Source organism: Paraburkholderia phenazinium, assembly GCF_900142845.1.
Classification (GTDB): Bacteria; Pseudomonadota; Gammaproteobacteria; order Burkholderiales; family Burkholderiaceae; genus Paraburkholderia; species Paraburkholderia phenazinium_A.
The window spans coordinates 50513-76012 of the sequence record NZ_FSRU01000001.1 but is presented as its reverse complement, the minus strand read 5'-3'; the positions used below and the strand labels follow the sequence as shown (position 1 = coordinate 76012).

General features: G+C 62.2%; 27 protein-coding genes. 21 read left to right on the top strand and 6 right to left on the bottom strand.

Annotated elements, in window-relative coordinates; all coding sequences use genetic code 11:
• Positions 1-76 precede the first annotated feature (76 nt).
• The 10 genes from BUS12_RS00380 (at position 77) to BUS12_RS00335 (ending at position 8791) form a co-directional block, all read left to right on the top strand.
• Positions 77-1261, top strand: coding sequence for a serine hydrolase domain-containing protein (locus BUS12_RS00380; RefSeq protein WP_171991564.1), 1185 nt, complete (start codon positions 77-79; stop codon positions 1259-1261).
• Between the two features lie 174 nt (positions 1262-1435).
• On the top strand, positions 1436-2023 hold the full coding sequence (locus BUS12_RS00375) for a GNAT family N-acetyltransferase (RefSeq protein ID WP_074293715.1): 588 nt from the start codon (positions 1436-1438) through the stop codon (positions 2021-2023).
• Positions 2024-2100: 77 nt separating this feature from the next.
• On the top strand, positions 2101-2679 hold the full coding sequence (locus BUS12_RS00370; RefSeq protein WP_074293714.1) for an RNA polymerase sigma factor: 579 nt from the start codon (positions 2101-2103) through the stop codon (positions 2677-2679).
• Positions 2680-2691: 12 nt separating this feature from the next.
• Entirely contained in the window at positions 2692-3006 is a 315-nt protein-coding gene (locus BUS12_RS00365; RefSeq protein WP_074293713.1) for a hypothetical protein, read from the top strand.
• Positions 3003-3299, top strand: a complete 297-nt coding sequence (locus BUS12_RS00360; RefSeq protein ID WP_074293712.1) for a 4Fe-4S dicluster domain-containing protein — start codon at positions 3003-3005, stop codon at positions 3297-3299. The genes BUS12_RS00365 and BUS12_RS00360 overlap by 4 nt, the downstream gene beginning before the upstream one ends.
• Before the next feature lie 115 nt (positions 3300-3414).
• On the top strand, positions 3415-4101 hold the full coding sequence (locus BUS12_RS00355) for a pyridoxamine 5'-phosphate oxidase family protein (RefSeq protein WP_074293711.1): 687 nt from the start codon (positions 3415-3417) through the stop codon (positions 4099-4101).
• Between the two features lie 231 nt (positions 4102-4332).
• Positions 4333-5337 (top strand): ATP-binding protein, encoded by a 1005-nt coding sequence (locus BUS12_RS00350; protein ID WP_253189974.1) that lies wholly within the window; start codon positions 4333-4335, stop codon positions 5335-5337.
• 73 nt (positions 5338-5410) lie between these two features.
• A complete protein-coding gene (locus BUS12_RS00345) occupies positions 5411-6127 on the top strand; it encodes a dienelactone hydrolase family protein (protein WP_074293709.1) in 717 nt (238 codons plus the stop codon).
• A gap of 335 nt (positions 6128-6462) precedes the next feature.
• Positions 6463-7500 (top strand): phosphogluconate dehydrogenase (NAD(+)-dependent, decarboxylating), encoded by a 1038-nt coding sequence (gnd, locus tag BUS12_RS00340; RefSeq protein ID WP_074293708.1) that lies wholly within the window; start codon positions 6463-6465, stop codon positions 7498-7500.
• A gap of 229 nt (positions 7501-7729) precedes the next feature.
• The gene (locus tag BUS12_RS00335; RefSeq protein ID WP_074293707.1) at positions 7730-8791 is read left to right on the top strand and encodes a phytoene/squalene synthase family protein; all 1062 of its coding nucleotides are present in this window, start codon (positions 7730-7732) and stop codon (positions 8789-8791) included.
• 31 nt (positions 8792-8822) lie between these two features.
• Here BUS12_RS00335 and BUS12_RS00330 read toward each other — a convergent pair whose 3' ends face one another.
• A complete protein-coding gene (locus BUS12_RS00330) occupies positions 8823-9548 on the bottom strand; it encodes a response regulator transcription factor (protein WP_074293706.1) in 726 nt (241 codons plus the stop codon).
• 405 nt (positions 9549-9953) lie between these two features.
• Between BUS12_RS00330 and BUS12_RS00325 the strand changes: the two genes are divergently transcribed.
• Entirely contained in the window at positions 9954-11255 is a 1302-nt protein-coding gene (locus tag BUS12_RS00325; protein WP_074293705.1) for a UDP-N-acetylglucosamine 1-carboxyvinyltransferase, read from the top strand.
• A 7-nt stretch (positions 11256-11262) separates the two neighbouring features.
• Here the strand turns inward: BUS12_RS00325 and BUS12_RS00320 are convergent, their stop codons facing one another.
• The 3 genes from BUS12_RS00320 to BUS12_RS00310 form a co-directional block, all read right to left on the bottom strand.
• Complete coding sequence (locus tag BUS12_RS00320) at positions 11263-11802, bottom strand: hypothetical protein (protein ID WP_074293704.1); 540 nt, start codon at positions 11800-11802, stop codon at positions 11263-11265.
• 296 nt (positions 11803-12098) lie between these two features.
• Positions 12099-13178, bottom strand: a complete 1080-nt coding sequence (locus BUS12_RS00315; protein WP_074293703.1) for an asparaginase — start codon at positions 13176-13178, stop codon at positions 12099-12101.
• A 292-nt stretch (positions 13179-13470) separates the two neighbouring features.
• Positions 13471-13680: a hypothetical protein gene (locus BUS12_RS00310; RefSeq protein WP_143788211.1), complete on the bottom strand. Its 210-nt coding sequence runs from the start codon at positions 13678-13680 to the stop codon at positions 13471-13473.
• Between the two features lie 257 nt (positions 13681-13937).
• Between BUS12_RS00310 and BUS12_RS00305 the strand changes: the two genes are divergently transcribed.
• The 6 genes from BUS12_RS00305 (at position 13938) to BUS12_RS00285 (ending at position 18094) form a co-directional block, all read left to right on the top strand.
• Positions 13938-14816: an IclR family transcriptional regulator gene (locus tag BUS12_RS00305; protein ID WP_083640177.1), complete on the top strand. Its 879-nt coding sequence runs from the start codon at positions 13938-13940 to the stop codon at positions 14814-14816.
• 91 nt (positions 14817-14907) lie between these two features.
• Positions 14908-15630 carry an ectoine/hydroxyectoine ABC transporter permease subunit EhuD gene (gene ehuD, locus BUS12_RS00300; protein ID WP_074293700.1) on the top strand — a complete coding sequence of 241 codons (723 nt, stop codon included), beginning with the start codon at positions 14908-14910 and terminating at the stop codon, positions 15628-15630.
• On the top strand, positions 15627-16415 hold the full coding sequence (locus tag BUS12_RS00295; RefSeq protein WP_074293699.1) for an amino acid ABC transporter ATP-binding protein: 789 nt from the start codon (positions 15627-15629) through the stop codon (positions 16413-16415). The genes ehuD and BUS12_RS00295 overlap by 4 nt, the downstream gene beginning before the upstream one ends.
• A gap of 43 nt (positions 16416-16458) precedes the next feature.
• Complete coding sequence (locus tag BUS12_RS00290) at positions 16459-17316, top strand: substrate-binding periplasmic protein (protein ID WP_083640176.1); 858 nt, start codon at positions 16459-16461, stop codon at positions 17314-17316.
• A 170-nt stretch (positions 17317-17486) separates the two neighbouring features.
• Positions 17487-17609 (top strand): hypothetical protein, encoded by a 123-nt coding sequence (locus BUS12_RS39580; RefSeq protein ID WP_290439554.1) that lies wholly within the window; start codon positions 17487-17489, stop codon positions 17607-17609.
• A gap of 167 nt (positions 17610-17776) precedes the next feature.
• The gene (locus tag BUS12_RS00285) at positions 17777-18094 is read left to right on the top strand and encodes a DUF4148 domain-containing protein (protein WP_074293697.1); all 318 of its coding nucleotides are present in this window, start codon (positions 17777-17779) and stop codon (positions 18092-18094) included.
• Positions 18095-18316: 222 nt separating this feature from the next.
• On the opposite strand, the gene BUS12_RS00280 is transcribed toward BUS12_RS00285, so the two are convergent.
• Positions 18317-20632: an FdhF/YdeP family oxidoreductase gene (locus BUS12_RS00280; RefSeq protein ID WP_074293696.1), complete on the bottom strand. Its 2316-nt coding sequence runs from the start codon at positions 20630-20632 to the stop codon at positions 18317-18319.
• 159 nt (positions 20633-20791) lie between these two features.
• Here BUS12_RS00280 and BUS12_RS00275 point away from each other — a divergent pair, with 159 nt between their 5' ends.
• From BUS12_RS00275 to BUS12_RS00265, 4 genes are all read left to right on the top strand, one after another.
• Positions 20792-22204, top strand: coding sequence for an aminotransferase-like domain-containing protein (locus BUS12_RS00275; RefSeq protein WP_074293695.1), 1413 nt, complete (start codon positions 20792-20794; stop codon positions 22202-22204).
• 10 nt (positions 22205-22214) lie between these two features.
• Complete coding sequence (locus BUS12_RS00270; RefSeq protein WP_074293694.1) at positions 22215-22481, top strand: helix-turn-helix domain-containing protein; 267 nt, start codon at positions 22215-22217, stop codon at positions 22479-22481.
• A 120-nt stretch (positions 22482-22601) separates the two neighbouring features.
• Positions 22602-22736, top strand: a complete 135-nt coding sequence (locus tag BUS12_RS39575; protein WP_290439553.1) for a hypothetical protein — start codon at positions 22602-22604, stop codon at positions 22734-22736.
• Positions 22737-23074: 338 nt separating this feature from the next.
• Positions 23075-24109, top strand: coding sequence for a GNAT family N-acetyltransferase (locus BUS12_RS00265; protein WP_083640175.1), 1035 nt, complete (start codon positions 23075-23077; stop codon positions 24107-24109).
• Between the two features lie 76 nt (positions 24110-24185).
• On the opposite strand, the gene BUS12_RS00260 is transcribed toward BUS12_RS00265, so the two are convergent.
• The gene (locus BUS12_RS00260) at positions 24186-25370 is read right to left on the bottom strand and encodes a glycosyltransferase family 4 protein (RefSeq protein ID WP_074293693.1); all 1185 of its coding nucleotides are present in this window, start codon (positions 25368-25370) and stop codon (positions 24186-24188) included.
• Positions 25371-25500: the final 130 nt, after the last annotated feature.

Sequence of the window (25500 nt, the reverse complement as noted above, 5' to 3'; positions counted from 1 at the left end):
GTCGTGGGTTATGCGTGCGTACCAGGCACTGTGGCACACTGCGCTGCCTACGCAACGATTCCATGGAGCAAATCCATTGAACACCCTACGATCGCTTGTCGTCCTGACCGTTGTTTCGCTATCCGCGATGCATGCAGTGGCCGGCACACTCGCCGCCGATCCTTCCGATCAACCGGCTTCTTTAGCCTCCGCAGCGCAAGTTGCCGCGCCTCCTCCGAGCACTGGGTCGGACCCGTTTCCAGGCGCCGAATGGAGCCACGGCGATCCCGCGAAGATGGGCTGGTCAGTCGACGGCCTTGCCGCAGCGAAGGCCTATGCCGATCGCGTTGGCTCGACCTCGGGCATGATCGTTCAGCACGGCGTGGTCGTCGACGAATGGGGCGACACGGCCCGCAAGTCCGCGCTATTCTCGGTGCGCAAGAGTCTGGTGAGCGCGCTGATCGGCATTGCCGTCGGGCGCGGTCAGATGCATCTGGACCAAACCCTCGCTGAGTTAGGCATCGACGACAATCCACCCTCCCTGACGGCCATTGAAAAAACCGCAACGGTACGCGAGATGATCGAGGCTCGTTCGGGCGTCTACCACCCGACGGTCTACGAAACGCCGTGGATGCTCTCCATCAAACCTGCTCGCGGGACGCATGCTCCAGGCGAATTCTGGGTCTACAACAATTGGGACTTCAACACCGCCGGGGCGATCTACGAGAAATTGACAGGGCAGCGCATCTTCGACGCACTGAAAACGGAAATCGCCAATCCGATCGGCATGCAGGACTATCAGCCCTCGGATGGGCGCTATGCATCGGGCGAACCGGGTTCAAGGTATCCGGCTTATCCGCTGAAGATGAGCGCCCGCGATCTGGCGCGCTTCGGACTGCTGTTCTTGCGCAACGGACGCTGGCGCGACCAGCAGGTGATTCCCGCCGAGTGGGTCGCTGAATCGACCCGGCCGTATTCCGACACCCCGTATGGCGGCTACGGCTATATGTGGTGGACGAGCAATCCGGCGGTCGGTCCACGCGGACCGGGCGCAACCATCACGCTTGACGCCTACTGGGCCGACGGTCACCTGGGCCAATACGCCATTGTGGTTCCCTCGCTGGACCTGGTCGTGATCAACCGCGTCGATCCGAAGCTGACGCACAAGCGCGTCGAGGAGCAGCAAAAAGCCAAACTGCTCTGGCTGATCGAATCGGCGTCAGGCGCGACGGACATGGGTCCCGAGCCGAGGATCGTCAATCTCGGCCCGCTATCCCCGTAGCCGCGAACGCGGCGGGAGAGGGCGCTTGCCGCGCCTCTCCAGGCTTCTTGCATGAGCGGATGGCTGATCCGTTTCCGGAGTCGTCGCACTAAAGAGCACGTGTGGGGTCGGCGCGGTGGATGAGGCACACTGCTGATCGTGTGCCCTCTCACCCTCCGGAAGTCTGACGCGCCGATGACTGCACCTTTCCCCAATCTTCACCTCCCGGCGACCGCTCGCCTCCAACTGCGTCCGCTCGAAGTCTCCGACGCGCAGCGGATCTTCGACATCTGGTCCGATCCGGAAGTCATGCGTTTCTACGACGTGGCGCCGCTGACCCGCATCGGCCAGGCCGAGGACGTGGTGACGAGACTCATCCAGGACATGGCCGAACGCTCGGGTATCCGCTGGGCGATTGTGTCCACGAACGAGATGCGCGTCATTGGTACCTGCGGGTTCAGACTCAATTTCGCTTTCAGATCGGCCAGTCTGGGCTTCGAGCTCGAGCGCCGCTACTGGGGTCAGGGATTGATGCGCGAGGCGCTCGATGCCGCAATCGCCTATGCCTACGATCACCTCGGCATGAACCGCATCCAGGCGACGACGAACCTCGACAACCATGCGTCGGCGGGTCTGCTGGCGAGCCTCGGGTTTGTCGAAGAAGGCGTGATGCGGCAATGGGGCTACTGGAAAGACGCGTTTCACGACGTGCGGCTCCTGTCGCTGATCCAGTCGGATCACGCGGCGCGGCAAGCGGCGCTGTCCCGTCCGAATCCAGACTGAGCAAGGCTGCGCACCACAGCGTGCCGATTATTTTCCGCCGGACACAATATTCCCGCTCCTGATCCGTCTACAGACGTATGGAACCGCCGCCGACCCCGGACCCGATGCTCGAACGAGAACGCGACCTCACTGCAACCATCTTGCGTGAGCGTAGCAAGCTTGGGCATTTCATCCGGCGCCGGGTGCGCGATCCGAGTGAAGCGGAAGACATCTTGCAGGATGTCTTTCACGAGTTCGTGCAGGCCTACCGGCTGCCCGCGCCGATCGAACAGGTCAGCGCATGGCTGTTCCGGGTGGCGCGCAATCGCATCATCGATGTGTTCCGCAAGAAACGGGAGCAGCCGCTGGCCGAGACCGTGAGCGAGCCGGACGACGACAGCGAGTTCCGGCTGGATCTCGCGCTGCCGTCCTACGAAGCGGGTCCGGAAGCGGTCTATGCACGATCGGTGTTGCTCGACGCCCTGCAAGCGGCGCTCGACGAATTGCCGGGCAATCAGCGCGAAGTTTTCGTCGCGCATGAACTCGAAGGGCGCAGCTTCAAGGAACTGGCTGCCGAGAGCGGCGTCAGCGTGAACACGCTGCTCGCGCGCAAGCGTTATGCGGTGCTGCATCTGCGCACCAGCTTGCAGACTGTGTATGACGAGTTGGATATTTAAAGGAGCAGGTCGATGAGATGCAGAGTGAGATTCTTCGGCAAGGCACTGTTGGCGTTAGTGGCGATTGCAGTGCTGGGATGGATCGTAATGGCGCTGTGGAATTGGGTGATCCCGGCGGTATTCGTCGGTGGGCGTGCGATCGATTATCTGCACGCGCTGGGCCTGCTGGTGTTGAGCCGCATCCTGTTTGGCGGATTCCGCGGTCGCGGCGGCTGGCACGGACGCGGCGGGTGGCGCAGGTGGGAGCGCATGACGCCGGAAGAACGCGAGAACTTCATGAAGGGTGTCTCGTCGACGCGCGGCAAGCCGCAGGAGGACAACCCATGAGACAGGCATCGACGGCTGCTTGCAAGCAGGCCGCGGGCGTCATCGCCCCGGTGGTGGACTTCAAACGCTGCGAAGGCAAGGGCGATTGCGCGGTCGTATGTCCCGAGAACGTGTTCGAAATCCGCAAGATCGACGACGAAGACTATCAGCAGTTAGGCATGCTTCATAAATTCAAGCTGCGGGTACATGGTTTGCAGGTTGCGTACACGCCGAACGCCGACGCTTGCCGGGCCTGCGGTTTGTGCGTAACCGCCTGTCCGGAGCGTGCCATCACGTTAGCGCGCGTGAAATGACTTGAATCCTGCGTGGCTGCTGGCCCCAGAAATGGGGCGTTCCGTGGACCTACCCAGGGAGCCTTGACTTTTACTATCGTGAGCGCTTTCCCAAAAAAGAATACAGGCGCTCACGATGACCTCTGCGGAAACCAGCGTTCCCCCTTCTCTTCGCACTCGCGTGCGCCGCGTTGCCCAGCGCGGTCAATATGATCGCGTGACCCTGCATGCCCTGCTCGACGAGGCCTACGTGTGTCACGTCGCGTTTGCCGACGAGCACGGCGTGCATTGCATTCCCACTGCGTGCTGGCGCGAGGGCGACTATCTCTACATCCATGGCTCAAACGGCAGCCGCATGCTGAAGCTGGCGGGCAGCGGGGCGCAGTTTTGCGTGACGGTCACGCATCTCGATGGGCTGGTGCTGGCGCGCTCGGCGTTCAACCATTCGATGAACTATCGTTCCGCCGTGATCTACGGTGTCTTCGAGGCGGTGCCGGACGACCACAAAAGTGCCGCGCTGGACGTTTTCCTCGAAGGTATCGCGCCGGGGCGGTCCAAAGAAGTGCGGCCGGGCAATGCGAAAGAGCTGGCCGCAACGACCGTGCTGCGCGTGGCGCTGAACGAGGCGGCGTGCAAGGTTCGCACGGGCGGTCCGAAGGACGACGAAGAGGATATGGGCCTGGCGGTTTGGGCGGGCGTGTTGCCGATGGGATTGTCGCCGCTGGCGCCGGTGGTGGACGAGGCTGCCGCGCGTATCGGCGCGCCGGACTATGTGCGGCAGTGGCAGGCGGTTGCGGCGGACCGGGTGGGGGAGGAGGCGTAGGTTGCCGCGTCGGGCTGGCCACCGGCGGTCGTTTCGACGTCATTTACAGTGCGCAGGCCCGTCTGTATCATGACTTCTCACTGCTTTTGAGAAGTCTCAAAACTGATGAGAAAACCTGAAACAATCGAGCCGGACCCGTGGCATTTCCCCCGGCCAGAGCTGGCAGAGGGCTATCTGCGGGCCTTTGAGCTGAAACTGTCGTCTGCGCGCGGCCTGTTCGCGCGCAGACGCATGGGCAAGACCGAATTCCTGCGCCGCGACCTTCTGCCGGCGGCCGCGGCGGACGGTTACCTGATTGCCTATACCAATCTTTGGGACAACCGTTCCGCCCCCGACGTTGCCCTGGTGGCGGCTTTGACCGATGCGCTGGAACCGCAGGGTGTGAAGGCGGTCCTCACCAAACTCGGCCAGCCGTTGAAGAAGGTCAGGGCCAGCGCGAAGCTTCCCGGTGGCGCGGAAGGTGCGCTGGAGGCGGAGCTGGCGCAGCAGGCCGTCGACAAATCAGAAGCGTTGCGCGAGGTGCTCAAGCAACTCGACCGCCAGAAAAAGCCGCTCCTGCTGGTCATCGACGAAGCGCAGGTGCTGGCACGCGCCGAGCACGGCGACTTCTCGCACGCGCTGCGTGCTGCGCTCGACATTCGCAAGGGAAGCATCAAGGTGATTTTCGCGGGCAGCTCCGAGACGACGCTGCGCGAGATGTTCGCGCGCGCGTCGGAGCCGTTCTACAACTGGGCGCCGTTGGAGGCCTTTCCGTTGCTGGGCGATGAGTTCGTGGCTTTCACAATCAAGCTGATGAACAGCATGGCCCGGCAGGTGCTGACCCTGAAGCAGGGCAAGCGCGCATTTGACGAGTTGCACCGCACGCCGGAGTTCTTCAAGCGGTTCGTCGAGCGCTACATGCTCTATCAGCCGCAGGGTGAGGAAGCGGCGCTCGCGCACACGAAAGCCTCGGTGTTTTCGGATGAGCACTTCCTGAAGCAATGGACCGAAATGAATCCGGCGGACCAGGCCGTGATCACGATGCTTGCGCGCGGCGAATCGGACCTGCATGCGAAGGAAGGCATGGCGAAGCTGTCCGTGATGCTCGGCAAGCCCGCAACCAGAAACACCGCGGGCCACGCGCTGCGTCGGCTGCAGTCGGAAAACGCGGTGACTCGCCTCGCCCTGGGGGACTACCGTATCGAAGATGAAGCCTTCGCCGAATGGATCCGCCGACGCACCGCGCCGAAGCATTAGCCCTGGCCGGCGCGCCAGCGTCTCCGCGCGACAACCGCTATGCTATGCGTTCCGCCTAAACGAGGAACGTCTCATGAAACAGTCACCAGGATCCATGATCAGCTTTCGCCGCCCCGATGGAAAGGACGTCGAGGGCTACCTTGCCAAGCCGCAGAACCCCGTAGGCGCGCCCGCCATTGTCGTGATTCAGGAATGGTGGGGCTTGAACGACCAGATTCGCGGCGTAGCCGACCGGCTCGCGCAATCCGGTTATCTGGCGCTGGTCCCCGATCTCTACCGCGGCAAGCAGACGGTCGAGCAGGAAGAAGCGCACCATTTGATGACCGGCCTCGATTTCGGCGACGCCGCGTCGCAAGATATTCGCGGCGCCGTGCAGTATCTGAAGCAACATGCGGATCGTGTCGGTCTGACCGGCTACTGCATGGGCGGCGCGCTGACCCTGCTGGCGCTCGGTCAGACTCCCGAACTGGCGGCCGGCGTGGTGTGGTACGGCTGCCCGCCGCTGGAGTACATCCAGGCCGACAAGATCAAGGTCCCGGTGCAGGCTCATTGGGCTACGCAAGACGAGTTCTTCCCGCCGGCCGCGGTCGAGGCAGTCGAGGCCAAACTGCGCGACGCGAAAGTCGAACTGGAATCGCACCATTACCTTGCGCATCATGCGTTCGCCAACGAAACGGCCGTCGGCCCGGGCCGCATTCCGCAGACGCAATTCGATCCGGTCTGGTCGCAACTGGCGTGGGATCGCACGTTGACCTTCTTTGGCCGCACGCTGTGGCCGCAACGCACCTAAGCTGAAGCGAATCGCGGGCGGCAGCGCTGCGCACCTCTGCGCAAATTGAACGACTTCCGCCCCTCTCCTGTCTCACCGTTGCGCCTGCCCACAAGCGGGCGCACTGCATCCCGGCAATAACTGCGCCGCGTCACACGCCACCCCTCGACTCTTCGGAAAAGATTCCCTGCGAAACGAGCGGGTGGCGACTAACGTACTAAGGTACGACCGTACAGGACTCTCGCTTGCGCATGTGAGCGTCGTTCCGCGCCACGCATGCATGGGTGGTCCTGATTCACAACTGCTTGAATGACCGCGACAGCAGTTATCGCGGTCTCGCACGTAAGGAGTGAGACATGCAGCTAGGCATGATTGGATTGGGGCGCATGGGCGCCGACATGGTGCGACGCCTGACCGCCGGCGGTCAGACATGTGTGGTCTACGACGTCCAGCCGGCGGCGGTCGAAAAACTCAAACAGGATGGCATCGCAGGCGCTGCGTCGCTCGCAGATCTGGTCAAGCAACTGGCTAAACCGCGCGCCGTCTGGCTGATGGTGCCGGCGGCCGTGGTCGATGCGACGCTCGCGCAATTGACGCCTCTGCTGGAACCGGGCGACATCGTGATCGACGGCGGCAACTCGTTCTACCGCGACGACATCCGCCGCGGCAAGGAATTGGGCGCGAAGCAGCTTCACTACGTGGATGTCGGAACGAGCGGCGGCGTGTTCGGCCGCGAGCGCGGCTATTGCCTGATGGTGGGCGGCGAAACCGCCGTGGTCGAGCGGCTTGGGCCGATCTTCTCGACTTTGGCGCCGGGTCCGGGCGCGGCCACACCCACGCCGGGGCGCGCGAAAGACGCAGGTACGGCGGATCAGGGCTACCTGCATTGCGGGCCGCAAGGCGCCGGCCACTTCGTCAAGATGGTTCACAACGGCATCGAGTACGGGATCATGGCGGCTTATGCGGAAGGGCTGAATATCCTCCACAACGCCAATGCCGGCAAAAAGACGCAGGATGTGGACGCCGAAACCTCGCCGCTGCACGGCCCGGAGTTCTATCAGTACGACCTGAATCTGCCTGAGATCACCGAGGTCTGGCGGCGCGGCAGCGTGATCGGCTCGTGGTTGCTCGACCTGACCGCTGCGTCGCTGGTCGGCGATGCGGGCCTCGAGCAGTACTCGGGACGCGTGTCGGATTCGGGCGAGGGGCGTTGGACGGTCGCAGCGGCAATCGACGAAGGCGTGCCCGCGCCGGTGCTGAGCGCGGCGCTGTTCGCACGCTTCAGCTCACGCGGCGACGGGGACTTCGCCAACCGCGTGCTGTCGGCGATGCGGCACGACTTCGGCGGTCACATGGAAAAGGCGGCTGCCAAGTTGGGCCAACCGCGCGATTGAAAGGTCGGCTCACGCCGCGAGGCTTCGGGGCCTCCGCGGCGGCGCCGAGTGTCGCGAAGCCATCCCTTCACGCGGATCTCCTCGCGGCAGCCGGCGTACGGTTCTCAGAGTGCCTTGGCTGCCCGCGTAAATGACTGAGGCCGACTTGTGGAGCGCCGACAGGACGGTCACCGTTTGCAGGATACAATTCGGCAGCGCCTAATTTGTCCCAAACCGACCTGACCGATCCATGCTGAATCCTACCCGGACCTATCTCCTGGGTCCGCTGCTGAAAGGCGTTTCACGTTCCTTTTACCTCACGCTGCGTATCTTGCCCGCCGGAATGCGCGACCCGATTGGTCTCGCGTATCTTCTCGCGCGTGCCGCCGATACGATCGCGGACACCTCCCTGATTCCGCCGGAGCAACGGCTGCAATTGCTGCTGTCGCTGCGCGCTCAGGTCAACGGCGGGGGGGACCAGGGCGCGTTCCTGCAGCGGATGTCGGTGGAAGTGGCGGCGCAGCAGACGCAGTCGGACGAAAAGGTGTTGCTCGAGTCGCTCGGCCCCGCGCTCGCGATCCTGGCGCAACTCAGCGAGGCGGATCGCAAGGCCGTGCGCGAGATCGTCTCGACGCTCACCGAGGGGATGGAGTTCGACCTGCGTACTTTCCCGGACGAACGTTCGGGGCAGATCGTTGCGCTTCGCGAAGGGTCCGAGCTCGATCGCTACACGTATCTGGTCGCGGGCTGCGTCGGTGAATTCTGGACCCGCATGACTTACGCGCACATGCCGGGCACGCTGAAAAGCTCGCCGGAGACGATGTCGACGATGCTGCGCCGTGGGGTTCGCTTCGGCAAGGCGCTGCAGATGACCAACGTGTTGCGCGACTGCGGCAAGGATTTGCGGATTGGACGCTGCTATCTGCCCGTCGAGATGCTGGATCGATTCGGCCTCACGCCGCAAGACCTGCTCGAGCCGGCCAATTCGTTGCGCGCGCAACCGCTGCTGTTCGAACTGGTCCGCCTGACGCTCGACCACTTCCGCGAGGCGGTCGACTATACGCTGGCGCTTCCGGCGTTCGCCGTCCGCTTAAGGCTGGCGTGCCTGTGGCCGGTGCTCATTGGCCTCGAGACCGTGCTGCTGCTGGTTCATAACGACGCCTGGCTCGATCCGGACAAGGTCTCCAAGATCCAGCGCGGCAAGGTGTACCAGGTGATTGGCTATTCGACGCCGCTGGTGGCGTCGAATACGCTGCTGCGCAGCTGGGCCGACCGGTTGATTGGGCGGATCGAAGCCCGCTTGCAGGGTTGACGGCGCGAGGCTGCGCTTTGGGTGCACCGCGCTAGCCCGGATAACCGTGGCGTCCCGCTGTCATCCCGAGCGCGCTGACCCGCTCCAGAATGTATCCGTAGCGATAGACGCTGCTCAGGATATAGCCATTGCGCGGCCGCAAATTCAGCTTCGTACGGATCATGGATGCGTGGCTGTCGATCGTCCTCGAGACAAGAGCTGCTTTCTGATTCCAGACCACCTCGCGAATATGCGATATCGAAACCGGCCGGGACATATTCCGGAATAACAATAAGGCGAAATCGTATTGCTTTCGGGTCAGGCCAATAAAATTACCTGATATAAATACTCCTTGTTCGTAATGGTCGAAGCGATATTCGCCGAAACTTTCCTCTGGGATATTTTGTACGGTTGGGTAAATGCGTCCCAGGATCGCGCTGACTCGCGAAATCAGAATGCCGGGCGTAATAGGCCGACACAAGGTATTATCCACGCCCGCATTTAAGAGGCACAGCACTTCGGGTGTGACTTCGCGGTCCGTACAGACGAGGACCGGCAGCGCGACCGGCAGGTTGGCCCGGATCCGGGTAAGTATCTCGACAAAATTCATCTCCTCCGCCATGCGACCGAGGAGCAGCAATTCGAACGGGCAATGCAGCGCCGTCTTGTACAGGTCCTGCTCGGACCTGAAAAGATGGCATTCGTAGCGTTCGGCTTCCAGATGGAGTTTCAGGAACTCCGCCTCGCTCGCGTAGGCGGTCAGTATGGCGATTCGCATGGTTGAATCCGTCGACGTAAATGATTTGCTGCCGGACGCGACCGGCTTTACGTTATGTAAGCTCCACGTTGTGCAGAAGCCGTGTGACGCCGGTCAGCGTTTTTTACGGATATGAAATTAGCATGTGTTAAAAAATAGTCTGTCGACTTTTGTGGAATTTTGTGCAAAACATTGAATGTGAAATGATATTTTTCATTCAATAAGTCACGATGCGGATTATTGGTGGTTATGGGTTTTTATATTCGACGGGCGCGGACTTAATTGGAAATTCTGGCGATAGCGGCGACGGTTCCGCATGCCGGCCGCGCGATATAACGCAAAAATCGGATGTTTCCGTTCAGCGGCGCGGCCCGCGCGGTGGCATGATATCGGCCTCACGTCCCCTCTTTTCAGCACCTCCCGAACATGTCGAACCTGATCGTTCATGGCGGTCTCCCGTTACGCGGCGAGATCGAGCCATCCGCCAATAAAAACGCTGTCCTGCCGATTCTTTGCGCCACGTTGCTGACCTGCCAGCCGTTGCGCCTGATCGGCGTCCCCGAGATCACCGACGTCAAGAAGATTCTCGACATCTTCCGCATGCTCGGCAGCGAAGTGTCGATGGACTTCGGCACCGGCATTCTCGAATTGCATCATCACGCCACCGCGTTCGATCCCGTCGCGCACAAGTTGCCGGAGGAGATGCGTTCGTCGATCATGCTCGTCCCGCCGTTGCTGGCGCGTTTCGGCGTGGCGCGTCTCGAGAACGACGTGAAGGGTTGCACGCTCGGCGTGCGCGAGATCGACCCGCACGTCGAGGTGTTCGAGCGCTTCGGCGCACGGGTCGCACGCACGGCGGATTCGCTGATCGTGCGCGCCGAGACGCAGATGAGCGCGAATCAGCATTGGCTGGACTACGCGTCGGTCACCACGACCGAGAACTTCGTTTTGTGCGCGGCATCGGCGAAGGGCACGTCGACGCTGGTCAATGCTGCGTCCGAGCCGCACGTGCAGGAGTTTTGCCGCTTCCTCGCGATGCTGGGTGTCGAGATCGAAGGTATCGGCACCTCGCGTCTCAGCGTGTCGGGCGGCAAGCCGCTCGGCGGCGGCGAGTTCCGCTTCAGCGAGGATTTCCACGAAATCGCCACGTTTCTGGCGCTGGGTGCGATTACCGGCGGCGACATCGTGGTGCGGAATACCGCGCCCGAGCAGTTCCCGCTGATCGACCGGACGTTCGCCAAGTTCGGCGTGGAAGTGGAGCATCGCGACGGCTGGTCCCGCGCGCTTCGCGAAGGGCCGTTGAAGGTCCGCCGGCCGTTCACGCAGAACATCCTCACCAAGGTGGAAGCGGCGCCCTGGCCGTATCTGCCGGTGGATCTGCTGCCTATCTTCATCGCCCTTGGCGTGAAGGCCGAAGGCAGCGCGATGTTCTGGAACAAGGTGTATGACGGCGCCATGGGCTGGTCCGGCGAACTCTCCAAGTTCGGTGCGCACGTGTTCCTGTCCGACCCGCATCGGCTGATCACGTTTGGCGGTTTGACGTTGAGTCCGGCTCGAGTCGAAAGTCCGTACATCATTCGCGTGGCGATCGCGCTGCTGATGGTCGCCGCCAGCATCGAGGGCCGTTCGGAAATCATGAACGCGTTGCCGATCCGCCGCGCGCATCCGCACTTCGTGGAAAACCTGCGCTCGGTCGGGGCAAACGTGGAATGGACCAGCAGCGAATAACCCGCCTTCACTGCACGGTGTAGCCGCGCCCTTGCATGCAGGTTGCGTAGGCGCGCCAGTAGCGCGTCATCGGCGGTTCAGGTGGCGGCATCGGCGGCGCTTTGACTTCGGCCTCGGTGAGCGGCTCGCTGGCACCACCCAGTTCCGGCACGCCGTTCTTGTCGGTTTTGGGCATCGGCTCACTGGCCTGCGCCGCGGCGGCGGGTGTACCGCTGGCGCTAGCCGGCGCCGCAGTTGCCATCGCCGCGCTGGCCGGCACGCTACCACTGGCCGCCGTCGTACCGCTTGCGGGGAGCGGCGGTTGCGACACCTGGCCCGCCCCGCCAATCCCTACGGCGCCCGAGGCGAGCTTCGGACGCATCGGCGACTGGGCTTCACGCGTGATGTTGACGCCGGACTGACGGCTTGCCGTGCTGTAGCAGGTGGCGGCGTCGACGCTCTGCTGCGATGCGCTCTGGCTGCGGACCGGGTAAACCACGGGCTGCCACGCCGAAGCGGCGCCGCTCAAGGTCAACAGCGCCAGGCTCATCGGGATCGTCATTTTCATCGCAGCGCCTCCTGATGCGGTCTCGCTGCAATCCGTGTCCGGGTTCACGGCCCGAAGGCATGCGGCGCCGCGAACCCATCCCCGCTTCGCGGCTCGCGCTCGACCGGCAATAGATATCGGTTCAGCGTAACACCGGGCCTCGGCGATGAGCGGCGCGATATATCGGCGCTGTCGGCCATTGTGAAGTGCAATTAGGGCAGGGTGGCGGCTTCCGGCGGCGGGCACGAGCGGTGCCGCGCCTCGCTGGCTTCTCTACCCTCACGCGGACTGCCAGGTAAGGTATAGAGACTTAGGGCCTAACGTGCCTCGCCAACCGGTTCGAGCGCGACGGACAGCGCCAGATGGCCGGTCTCCACGCCCATCGTGTTGCGCATCGGCGGGGTGCGGAAGGTTTCGAACTCGGCGCGTTGCGCGGCGGTGCCGATGTCGAGCTGGCCCAGCAGATCGGCCACGATGGCGTAAAGCACCGTCGTATTGCCGTCTTCCACCTTCACCGCGATTCCCAGCGCGCCGTGCGCACCCAGCCGCGCCGTCTGCCCGGACGGCCGGACGCCGATCGCATAGCTCGCGTCCGCTCCCACCTTGGCGACCAGCGCCCCGTCGAAAGCGCGCATCAGCATGGTACAAAAGCGCCCTTCGCCTGCGACCATCTCGGGATAGCCGGTCATCGCACGATAGATGCGCGCGAGCGCAGCGCTGCGTGCAGACGCGGCCTCTCCGGCGGGTTGCGCGGCCGCGTCGGCCAGCTTCGCATATAGCCGCGCCAGACGCTCCAGCGGAAAAGCGGGCGTGGGCAGGTTGCAGCCGTCAATCGCCCACTGGACACTCTCGTCAGGCAGATCGCAGACCTCGGCGACGGTGTGCTTCACGTGCACCTGCAGCGGATGGTCGGGGCGGTGGTAGTCCTGCACGGCTGCGCCGAGCGCCTGCGCGCCCGCGAGCATGCCGGCGTGCTTGCCGGAGCAGTTGCTGCATACCGCGCCCGGTGTGAAATCGCGTTTGATCCACGACCGGTAGACGGCGTCCGAAATGGGCGGATGGCCGCCACAGCGCAGATCTGCTTCGCTCGCGTGGGCTTTCGCAATCATCCGGCGGGCGCGCTCGATATGCCGCTCTTCGCTGCTGTGCGAGCCGCACATGAGCGCGAGATCGGCCTCCTCGAAGCCGAAGCGCTCGAGTGCGCCGGTTTCGAGCACGGCGAGCGCCTGCGCGGGCTTGGCTGCCGAACGCGCCAGCGTCATCCGCGCCGGATCGCCGAACGCGTAAAGCAGACGCCCTTGCGCATCGACCACCGCGACGTGCGCCCTATGGGTGTTTTCGATCGCGTCGCCGCGATAGGTCGTAGCCGCAATTGGCCCGGTTGCGCCCGCAGTCATCGAGGTCTCTCCTGGACAGTGTTTGGAATGCAGCGGATTTTACGTTTTATATCGCGAAAACCAAACCCTGATGAGTGCGGGGCTCTGTGGATTGGTCAGATCATACGGGTGTCAGCGAGCGGACCCGAATATGTCACAACCGGGTCGCATTCTTGAAGGAGCAACACCCGTATTTGTATGATGAATAAGGTACTAATTACTGACTTAAAATTGAATTGAAATGGATGGAAATGTGCAGAGGATTTCGCGGCGAATTTTAGTCAGGGAAAATTCGCAGTATTCGCGCGACTCGCTACTCGTTAAGCGTGCCAAGAATCCGGTCAATTTCGTCGAACTGGGCCGGTGACAATTGATGGTTTTGCATGACGCTTTGCAGGCGCTTGCGCCAATAGGCGCGAGGCAAGCCCGAGCGGTCCAGATCGGACACCGACAGGCGCTCGATTACAAGCCGGATATGCATGATTTCGCTGTGGACGAGTTTTGCCGAATGCGCGCCTGACATTTTCGACTGCTCGCCAATGCACAAACCTCTCTCGGAGATTATTCCCATTGTCGCTTGCCGCCGAGTGGGTGACGCCGCGCAAAAAGCCCCGGAACGCGTCGTCGACTCGAATGCGGCCTCCTGTCGCTATTTTTCGTGGTGGGGCGCACCGTGAATCAGGAACGCCGCGTACCGAATAATTAATTTGTTCGGCTCTACCGAACCGTGTTCGGCAGTAGTTTTATGGTAATTTCCAGATTAGTGACTGTCAATATGAGATGTGGGATGCTATCGGGGCAGTTTCATCAATCAGACGGAATCAAAACAAAATGACAGATGCAGTTCAAACTGCAGAGGACCGATACGCGTTACGCAGTGTTAATCGCGCGCTCGATGTCCTTGAGGCCTTGGGGAAGGCCGGCAACGAGGGGATGACCGTCGCGGGAGTGGCTGAGCAGATCGGCGTATCGAAGAGCACCGCGTTTGCGCTATTGCAGACGTTGTTGCTGCGCCACTTCGTAGCCGATGTCCGGCTTGGCGGTTCGCGTCGTTACCGGTTAGGACTGTCGCTGGTCTTTCTGGGCGATCGCGCCGCGGAAGATGTCGCCGTTTCGCAGCTTGCGATGCCGGTGCTGCGCGATCTCACCGCGCTGACCGGCTTGACTTCGCGCCTAGCGATTCTCGATCATGGCTACGCGGTGGCGATCAGCCGCGTCGACGCGCCCGGCATCTTGCGGATCGCGTCCGCGCTGGGGCAACGCGAACTGCCGCATTGCTCGGCGCTCGGTAAATCGCTGCTGGCGCTGCTGCCGCCGGCGCGGGTCGTCAAACTGCTGGCGCAAACCGGTATGCCGCGGCGCACCGAATACACCCTCGTGACACCCGCCGAATTGATGACCGATCTGTTGCTGGTTGCCCAGCGCGGCTATGCGTTCGATAACGAAGAGGACAACATCGGCGTGGTGTGTATCGGCGCGGCCATTACCAACCGCGAAGGCGAGGGCGTTGCGGCGATCAGCGTGACCACGCTGAAAAGCGGTTTGAGCGACGACGACCTGCATGAGCTGGGCCGCACGCTGCGAAGACACGCGGATAGGGTAAGCCGGATGCTCGGTGCCGAAGTGGATCCGGAAGTCCTTACACTTCAAACGACCTAGGCCAGGACAACGAGAGGATTGCCTTGACGCGACACCACGGTACGGCGTACCGGCCGGTTGCGTGCGCGGGGCATTGGCACGAAGGAATTCCATGCTGACAACATTTCTGGCCCTGTTCGATTGGCACGGTGCAGGCGACTACATGCCCGCTCTGCTAAGAGGCGCGGCCACCAGTCTCGCGCTCACCGCATGCATCATGTTGATCAGCCTGCCGCTCGGGCTCGTGATCGCGCTCGTCAAACTGGGGCGCTCGCGGATCTTGCGCACCTGTGCATCGACCTATATCGAGGTGATCCGTGGGACGCCCGCGCTACTGCAACTGTTCTACATCTATTTCGTTCTGCCTTCGTTCGGGATTCGTTTCGATCCGTTTACAGCGGGCGTGATCGGACTGTCGATCAATTATTCGGCTTATCTCGCCGAGGTCTACCGCGCCGGCATCGCCGCCGTTCCGCAAGGCCAGATCGAAGCCGCCAAGGCCCTCGGCATGTCGCGCCGCAAGATGCTGCGCCTGATCGTGCTGCCTCAGGCGATTCGCGTGGTGGTTCCGCCGCTCGGCAATTACGGCATTTCGTTGTTCAAGGACACCTCGCTGGTTTCGATCGTCACCGTCAAAGAGCTGATTTTCACGGGGCAAATCGTTTCGTCGACCAACTTCCAGTACGCGACCGTGTTCACGATCATCGGGGCGATCTACCTCGCGTTTTCGTATCCGAGCGCGTTGCTGGTGCGCTGGCTCGAACGGCGCATGAGCGTCGGCGGCAAGGCGAAGCCGGCGGGTAGCGCGGCGCAGGCCACGGCGGCGACGCAATGATCCGTCTCGAGCGTGTCAACAAGCATTTCGGCGAGCTGCATGCGTTGAAGGACGTGTCGCTCAGCGTCGCCAAAGGCGAGGTGCTGAGTGTCGTCGGACCGTCCGGATCGGGCAAGTCGACGATGCTTCGCTGCATGAATCATCTGGAAACCATCGACAGCGGCACGATCTATTTCGATGAGGTACCGGTCTACCAAAACCTCCAGAGGTGTAGACGGCGCGCCGATAGCGACCGGGCGATCGAGGCGATCCGGGCCAAGGTCGGCATGGTGTTTCAATCCTTTAACCTGTTCTCGCATTTGAGCGTGATCGAAAACATCACGGTTGCGCCGATTCACGTCCTCGGTCGTTCGTTATCCGATGCAACGCGTGAGGCCAATGTTTTGCTCGACAAGGTCGGTCTGCTCGCGAAGGCGAACGCCTACCCGCACGAGTTGAGCGGCGGGCAGCAGCAGCGCGTGGCGATCGCGCGTGCGCTTGCCATGCAGCCGGAAGCCATGCTGTTCGACGAGGTGACGTCGGCGCTCGATCCGGAACTGGTAGGCGAGGTGTTGCGTGTGATGCGCACGCTTGCCGACGAAGGCATGACGATGGTCGTCGTCACGCACGAGATGGGTTTTGCGCGCGAAGTGTCCGATCGCATTGTGTTCATGGCGGATGGACGCATTGTCGAAGAGGGCGAGCCGGCGGCGTTTTTTGCCGCGCCTCAGCAAGTACGCACCCGCGAATTCCTGCGCTCGCTGTGGGAGCGAAACCGGCAACTAGGCGGGACAGTGAGCCCGTAAGCCTGCTTAAGACCAAAACTTAAAAACGACCTGGGAGCGCTCCATGAGAATGACATCGCTAATGTTTGCTTCGATGATGGCGGCTCTGCTTTCTATCTCTCCCGCCCGGGGCGCCGATGGCGCCGCGCTCAGCAGCACGCGTTTCGACGGCGGCGACGGCTCGTTCAAGCGCGCGCTCGAAAACGGCATCACCTTCGTGATTGCCTCCGATCCGCCTTCGACGTTTCAGGACAGCAAGACCAACAGCTTTGATGGGGCCGACGTGCGCATCTTTCGCGAGATCGCCAAACGCCTTGGCATCACGAAGGTCAGCTGGAATATCGTGCCCTTCGACGCGATGATCCCCACGTTATTGTCCGGTCGCGCCGATGTGATCGTGGATAACCTGCATGAGACGGAGGCGCGCCTGCATGTCGTGGCGTTCACGAGTCCGGCCTACTGGTACGGTTCGGGCATCGCGGTGCCGCGCGGCAATCCCGCGAAGATTCACACGTGGGCCGATTTTGCCGGTCATACCATCGGGACCTTGCGCGGCAGCATCAACCACCAGTTGCTCAGCCAGCGCAAAGACCTGAAAGAGCTGAAGCTTTATACGAGCAACGAGGCTGAATTCGCCGATCTGCTAGCCGGACGTCTCGACGTGGCGATGGAAGACGACATCAAGATCTCGCAGTTCCTGAAGCAGCATCCCACTGCTCCCATGCAGATCGTGACGGACTACACGCCGCTGCCGCAGGAATACGGTTACGCACGCTACGCGCTGCGCAAGAACGATGTCGATCTGAACAACGCCGTATCTCGCGCGCTCGATGAAATCCGCGCTGACGGCACGCTGAGGGCAATCATCTCGCAGTTCGGCTATACCGACCGCAACCTCTGGTACTTCCCCGTCAAGAACTGACGTACGCGATTGGCCACGCACTGCGCGCCCGGCGTGGCGGCAATCCATCGCACCGCGCAAAATCCGCACGGCTCGAACTTCACCGTACAATCACGCCTTCGCAAATCGTACGGTTCGAACCGTGCGCCGCGCGGCGTCTGCCATTCCTCGAATCGAAACCCGAAATACTTGTGACCTCCTCCACCAACGCTTCTGCCTCCGCCCCGCGTAAATCGCTGACCATCATCCAGACGCTCGTCATTGTCGGCACGGCCGGATTGATCGGCTCCTTGCTGGTGAAACTGCTGGTCTAGTCGCGCGCTGGGGCGCAGCCATCGCTGAGCGTGCTTTGTATCAATTTGCGTAATAATATTTCGCAAATAGGGTGATTACTCCAGATGGATTGCATAACTAGAATGCAATCACTGGCTGCGAACAAGGTGTTCGCAGCGGCAGAAAATAAAATCTGGAGGTCGTAACCATGAAGTCGCTCATTCAAGCCGTTGCTGTCGCCGCCGCGCTCGTCGTTCCGGTCGCATCGTTTGCCCAACAGTCGAATGCCCCTGTCACCCGTGCCCAGGTGCGTGCCGAGCTGGTTCAGCTCGAACAGGCCGGCTACCGTCCGGGCATCTCGGATCCCTTCTATCCGGCCAACATTCAGGCTGCGGAAGCGCGCGTGTCGGAGCAAAACAGCTCGGCCAGCGCCTACGGCGGCGTGGCCAATGCCACCGCAGTCGGTGTGCACGCTACCGCTCCCGCCGCTTCGACTGGCGTGAAGCCGGTGTATTTCGGCCAGTAAGTTTGGCCAATAAGTTTGGCCAATAAGCGGTTGACGGCGGCCCGTCCGGCCGCCGCTCGCCGGCTAGCGGATGCGCAATATCCTTGCGCACCGCCCAAAAGCAAACAGGCTCGTTCGCGGCATCACCGCCGCTAACGAGCCTGTTTCGTTTGTTTCGATACCTCCGCCATTGGAATCCCGATGGCTTCGCTCAGACCTTCACGGTCTGAGCGCTTTTTCGTCTCAGGCGGCGACCGCTTCTTCCACCGAAGCGGTGAGCAGCACCGGAATCGACTTCGACGTCGGCGTGCCGGCGCCATCCGCGACCGACGACAGCGGCACCAGCGGATTCGTCTCCGGGTAGTAGGCGCCCAGACAGCCGCGCGGAATGTCGTACTCGACCAGCAGGAAGCTGTCCGCGCGCCGCTCGACGCCGTCGTCCCACACGCTGGTGATGTCTACGCGCTGGCCGGCCGCGAAGCCGAGCATCGCAAGGTCGTCCTTGTTGGCGAACAGCACGCGGCGCTGACCGTAGACGCCACGATAGCGATCGTCGAGACCGTAGATGGTGGTGTTGTACTGGTCGTGCGAGCGGGTGGTCATCAGCGTCATCAGGCGCTCGCCATGGCGGCTGCGGGCGCGGTGAATCGGCGTGTCGACGGAGATCTCGTGCACGACGAACTGCGCCTTGTTGCTCGGCGTCTTCCAGATCCGGTCGCGCGAGGCGACACCCAGATGGAACCCGCCTGGCGTCTTGAGCCGCTCGTTGTAGTTCTCGAAGCCGTCGAACACCTTTTCGATGCCGTCGCGGATCAGCGCGTAGTCGTTGGTCTGGGCGCGCCAATCGACCTTGGCGCTGCCGAGGGTCGCCTCCGCCATGCGCGCGACGATCGCGATCTCCGACAGCAGATTCGGCGAGGCCGGCTTGTTCATGCCGTACGAGATGTGCACCATGCTGAACGAATCTTCGACGCTCACGCCTTGCGCCACGCCGTTCTGGATGTCGATCTCCGTGCGGCCGAGCGTGGGCAGGATCAGCGCATCGCGACCGTGGATGAGGTGGCTGCGGTTCAGCTTGGTGGTGATGTGCACGGTCAGATCGCACGAACGCATGGCTTCCCACGTACGCGGCGTGTCCGGCGTCGCGATCGAGAAATTGCCGCCCAGGCCGATAAACACCTTCACCTTGCCGTCGAGCATGGCCTGAATCGAGTTCACGACGTCGAGGCCGTGTTCGCGCGGCGGCTCGAAGTCGTACACCTTGCCGAGACGGTCGAGGAACGCCTGGGTCGGACGCTCTTCAATCCCCACCGTGCGGTCGCCCTGCACGTTCGAGTGGCCGCGCACCGGGCACAGACCCGCGCCGCGCTTGCCGATCATGCCGCGCATCATCATCAGGTTCGACAGGATCTGGATCGTCGGCACCGAATTCTTATGCTGCGTGAGGCCCATGCCCCAGGTGGAGATGACCGCTTTGCCCTTGACGTAGATGTCGGCGAGCTTGAGCACGTCTTCCATCGGCACGCCTGCTTCGGCGACGATGGTGTCCCAGCTTTCGGCGCGCAGATCGTCGGCGAAGGCGTCGAAGCCCACCGTGTGCTCGGCGATGAAGTCCACGTCCAGCACGCGTTCAGCGCCGTTCGCGAGTGCCGCGTCGTCCAGTTCGATCACGCGCTTGGCGACGCCCTTGATCAGTGCGAAGTCGCCGCCCACCTTCGGGCGAATGAACACGGAGCTGATCTGGGTGCTGCCCATTGTCAGCATTTCAACCGGGTGCTGCGGGCTGGCGAAGCGCTCAAGACCGCGCTCCTTAAGCGGGTTGATCGACACGATGGTCGCGCCGCGCTTCGCGCACTCGCGCAGTTCGCCGAGCATCCGCGGATGGTTGGTGGCCGGGTTCTGGCCGAAGATCAGCAGCGTGTCGGCGTGTTCCAGATCGTCCATCGTGACCGTGCCCTTGCCGACCCCCACCGTGCCCGGCAGGCCGCGGCTGGTGGCCTCGTGGCACATGTTCGAGCAGTCCGGGAAGTTGTTGGTGCCGTACATGCGCACAAACAGCTGGAACAGGAACGCGGCTTCGTTGCTGGCGCGCCCCGAGGTGTAGAAGGCGGCGCGGTCGGGATCGTCGAGGGCTTTCAGATGACGCGCGATCAGATCGAAGGCTTCGTCCCAGCCTATCGGCACGTAGCGGTCGAGCATTGCGTCGTAGACCATCGGGTCGGTCAGGCGGCCGTGCTGCTCGAGTTCGTAGTCGGACTGCGTCATCAGTTCTGCGACGGTGTACTGCTCGAAGAACGCGGGTGTGACGCGCTTGCTGGTGGCCTCGGCGGCGACGGCCTTGACGCCGTTTTCGCAGAATTCGAAGGTCGATGCGTGTTCCCGATCCGGCCAGGCACAGCCCGGACAATCGAAGCCATCCGGCTGGTTCTGCTTGAACAAGGTCTTGTAGTTGCCGCCGGCGACCTTCTCCTTGATGAGGTTGATCGCGACGTACTTGAGCGCTCCCCAACCCGCTGCGGGGTGGGTGTACGGCTCGATGCGCGCTTCGGGTTTCTTCATGACCTGTTGTTTGGAATGGGCGGATTTGCCGATGAACGCAAGCTTACTGTGTTCCGAAAAGATGGCGGAACACAGAAAACTGGAAAGGCGAGGGATACAGTTTCTTGAGATTTGTCATAGACTTCGGTCATTCCCCTTGTCCTATGTTGTTGTCGACCCTTGAAGCTCTACGAAAAACTCGCCGATGAAATCGGCGAAGCCGTCCGCCGCGGCGTGTTCGCGGCGGGCGAGCGGATTCCCTCGGTGCGGCAGTCGAGCCAGCAGCACGGCGTCAGCATCAAGACCGTGCTGCACGCGTATGCCTTGCTGGAAGGCCGCGGGCTGATCGAAACGCGGCCGCAATCGGGCTATTTCGTGCGCGAACCGGCGGCGGCGCCCCAGAACGAGCGGGAACTGGCGGCGCCGCCTGCGCCCGCTTCGGAAGTCGATGTGAGCCGGCTCGTGCTGTCCACGCTACGCAGCATCCGCGCGCACGACGCGGTGCCGCTCGGCTCGCCGTACCCCGATCCCACTCTGTTCCCCTGGCGGCGCATCAACCAGTACGCGAACGCGATCGCCCGCCGTCATTCGAGCTGGAATCTGATCGACGACCTGCCGCCCGGCAATCCGGAACTGATCCGCCAGATTGCGCGGCGCTACGCCGAAAACGGTGTGCCGGTGGACCCGGACGAAATCATCATCACGCTCGGCGCCACCGAGGCGATCAATCTGAGCCTGCAGGCCGTGGCAAAACCGGGCGACACGGTGGTGGTCGAGTCGCCGACTTACTACGCGATGCTGCACGCTATCGAACGCCTGGGCATGCGCGCGATTGCCGTAGCGACGCACCCGACCGAGGGGATCGACATCGAGGTGCTGGCGCAGATTATCGGCGAACAAAAAATCGCGGCGTGCATGGTGATGCCGAACTTCCAGAATCCGCTGGGTTTTCAGATGCCCGACGAACGGAAGAAGCAGCTTGTCGACCTGCTCACGGGGCACGATATTCCCGTGATCGAAAACGACGTCTATCAGGAACTGTATTTCGGCGAAGCGCGACCGACGACGCTCAAGAACTTCGACACCAAGGGCCTTGTCTTGCACTGTGCTTCGTTTTCGAAGAGCCTGACCGCGTCGTACCGGATCGGCTGGGCGATGCCGGGCCGCTACCGCCCGCAGGTCGAAAAGCTCAAGTTCCTGAACACGCTGACGACGCCTTCGGTGCCGCAGGTGGCCGTCGCCGACTATCTGCGCCAGGACGGCTATGATCGCCACTTGCGGCATGTGCGCAAGCTGTACCGGCAGCAGGCCCGGTTGATGAGTGCGATGGTGCTGCGGTTTTTTCCGTCGGGTACGCGCATCTCTTCGCCGCAGGGCGGCTACGTGCTGTGGGTGCAGATGCCCGAGCGCGTCGATTCGATGCGGCTTTATCAGGCGGCGCTCGCGCGCGGCATCACGGTGGGGCCGGGCTACATGTTTTCGACGCGTAACGATTTCCGCTATTTCATCCGGCTGAACTATAGCTACCCCTGGACCGCGCAGACGGAAGCGGCGCTCAGGACGCTAGGCGGCCTCGTTGCAGAGATGGCTTGAGGAGACCCCGATGAACGACGAAGTCGATCCGATGCTGGTGGCGGTGCTGATGCAACTGTGGCGTGCGCTGGAGGAAACGCCGGGGCGCGACTGGTCGCTGGCGAAGCTCTCGAAGCAGGCCGGCGTGCCGATGAGCGCGCTGCGGCGCCAACTGACGGCCTTGGTGGAGGGCGGCATCGCCGAGACGACCTTTACCGAGGAAGGCACCGGCACCGCGCGCTTGAGCGAGGCGGGCCGCAGTTTGTGCGCCGAGCTGTTTCGCGATTCCACGCAGTGACCTCAGCTTCGCGGCGGTGAGGCGGCGCATGCGTCGCTGCGTTGAGCGCGTCTTTTTGGTACCTTATAGTTGCCTGGCTAACTATTTGAGGGTCGCATGTGGACGTGCGGCTATTTCACCATGAAACGTATTGCAGCTTTTTCTCTCGCGACCTGGTCGGCCGCCGCCATTCTGTATTTTGGCCAACACTCCGTTGCATTGATCGCGTTGAGCGGAGTGGTCGTGCTGGGCGGCTTCGACATGCTGCGTCCGTAATTCCGTCACGCGCCGGACTTGCGATAGATTTTGCCGAAATAGAACGGTGTCCTGATTGAATCGGAATAGTATGCCGGGTCGGCGTTTTACGTGGCAAAGATAATCGGCGGATCAAATAATCTTCGAAGAATGCAAAATGCTTTCAACCTGGTAAGCAGTACAACTTGATCTGCGCGTCAGATTGCTCGCCCGCTATATAGGCTGGCGCGTTAGACACGGATTAACCTGTTCGACTCTCGATTTTGGCGTAAAAGCACTACCGGACTGCGAATAGACTCGGTTTAAGTCGAGTCGGGCCTGCGGCCGCACGAGCGGGACCGTAACAAGGTGAATCGCCGATGACAACAGTACGAGACCTGGCGTTGCCTCCGGAGCGTATGATGCGTGGCCTCGCCGCCTTGCCATCTACGTCTGCGCCGGTGCGCCTGCTCGATGAGTGTGCGGCCCGCTCCATTTTCCATGAACCGTGGTGGCTCGATATCGCAACGGATGGCAACTGGAGCGTAGCCAAGGTCGTGCGTGGCGCCGAGTTGCTTGGCGAATTGCCTTACTACTCCGCGCACAAGGGTGTGTGGCGGATTTCGCAGCTTCCTCCGCTCACGCGCACCCTCGGCCCAGTCATTTCCCCCCTTGGCGTCGACAGCGTTCACGAGCAGCATCATCGACTGAGCGTCACGGCGGAACTGATCGAGCAACTGCCGCGTTTCGATAGCTTCGTGCAGATCTTCGATCCGCGAGTCGAAGACGCGCTTGCATTTGCCTTGCATGGCTTTACCGTGTCCGCACGCTATACCTTTCAGATCGCCCCGGATTGCACCATACCGGAGGCCTGGGCGCGTCTGCACGGTAAAACGCGTAATGTCATTCGCAGCGCCGACAAGAAGCTGACCGTCGCCCCTATCGCCACACCCAGCGAATTTCTGCAGTTCTACGAAGCGAATCTGGCGGAGCGTTCGCGCACGAATGTTTACGGATCGGTAGTGATGCGCCAGCTCGTGAATGCGTTTGTGGAACGCAAGGCCGGACATCTGCTGGGTGCCTATGGTCCGGGTGGGACACTGGTCGCCGCGATCGGTCTCGTCTGGGACCGTTATGCGATGTATTACCTGCTTTCGTCGCGCGCGCTGGCGGCGCATGGCGGCTCGATCAGCCTGTTGATCTGGACGGCGATCCAGCATGCCATCGAGCGCAAGCTGACGTTCGATTTCGACGGCTTTTCCAGCCCTGCCACCTTCAACTTCCTCGATGGCTTCGGCGGCGTTCTGAAGCAGCGGCTGGGGGTGGAGCGGCTTAGCACGATGTATTCGGTGGCGCGCATTCTCAAGCGGCGCATCGCGCCCGGCTCGAGCGCGGTGTTTGCGCCTAACCTCTGATCTCTGATACGGCTGATTTCCAATCGTCCTGCTTCGTAAAGGCAGCGCGCGGCGATGCGCAGGCCGGCCGCGTCGCTTAGGCCACCTCTTGCGTGCGGCCGGCCGAGCCGATCATGGATTCCGCCAGTTCAATGGTGTTCGACGCAAAGAGCGCTGGTGTCCAACGCCTGACCGAGGTGAGCGCGTTAGCCGAAAAGCGCTCGCGCAACGCGCTGTTGTTGCCCAGTTGCGTGATCCTCGCCGCCAGCGCGGACTCGTCACCAGGTTCGACGATGAAGCCATTGACGCCGTCATGGACGAGTTCGTTCGCCACACCGCAGGCGTGCGTGACGATGGCTGGCGTGCCCGCCGCAAAGGCCTCGTTGACACATAGGCCCCACTGATCGAACTGGCTTGCGAGCACGATGAAATCGGCGAGCGCGTAGAGACCCGGCATATGCTGGTTCGGCACTGAACTCAGAATGACCACGTGCTTCGCGAGACCGAGCCGGTCGATCTGCTCCAGCAGTGCATCCTTGCACGGACCTTGCCCGACCAGCACCAGCGAAACCCCTACGGCATGCAGTCCAGACTGAAAGAACGCGGCAATCAGCAGGTCGATATTCTTGCGCGCCACGAAGCGGCTCACGCATAGCACGTAGCGCGGCGGCAGCGCGAAGCGCATGCGGATTTCCGGTGCGTCCAGAACCGCCTCGCGCGACATCCTCGAAAAATACTCGACATCGATGACGTCGAAACCGATGCGCGATCGCTCCATCGGTATACCTAACGATTCGGCGTAGGTCCGGTGCTTTTCGCCGGCCACCAGGGCGGCGTCGAACTTCGACACCAGCACGCGCTTCACGCGTTCCTTGATGGCGTACCGCGTGCCGTCGTCGGCTTTCGAGTCCGACATGTACATCAGCGAAAAGCGGCGCGTCAGCGCCTTCAGAATGCACAGGACGATTGAGTAATTGGTGTTGTAGCCCAGCGTGACGACGACATCCGGTGCGAACGAGCGGAACACCGACAGCAGTCTGACCGCGACGCGCAAGGTATGACCGTCGCCCTCGCTGGCCTCCTTGAGCAGCGTGACACAGTTCGCAGGATGAGTATCGAAGAAGGCGGCGCGGCGGTCCTGGGGGAAGCCGTAGACGCCGGATTTGCCGAACACTTCGACAAGAAACACCTCATGACCTCGGCCTTGGGCCAGCCGCTCAAGCGCCTGGTACCGCGGTACTTGATAGTCACCCAGATTGCCGACGACGAATAGGACTCGCATGGAAGGGCCAATTGATCGGGGTTGGGTTGGCAGGATGCTCAGGTTACCAGCACGTCACTTGTCTCCTCGCCCGGTCTGGCGCGGTCGCATGGCTTCGCGAGTACCTTGCCGGCTGATCGGTCTCTGGTGT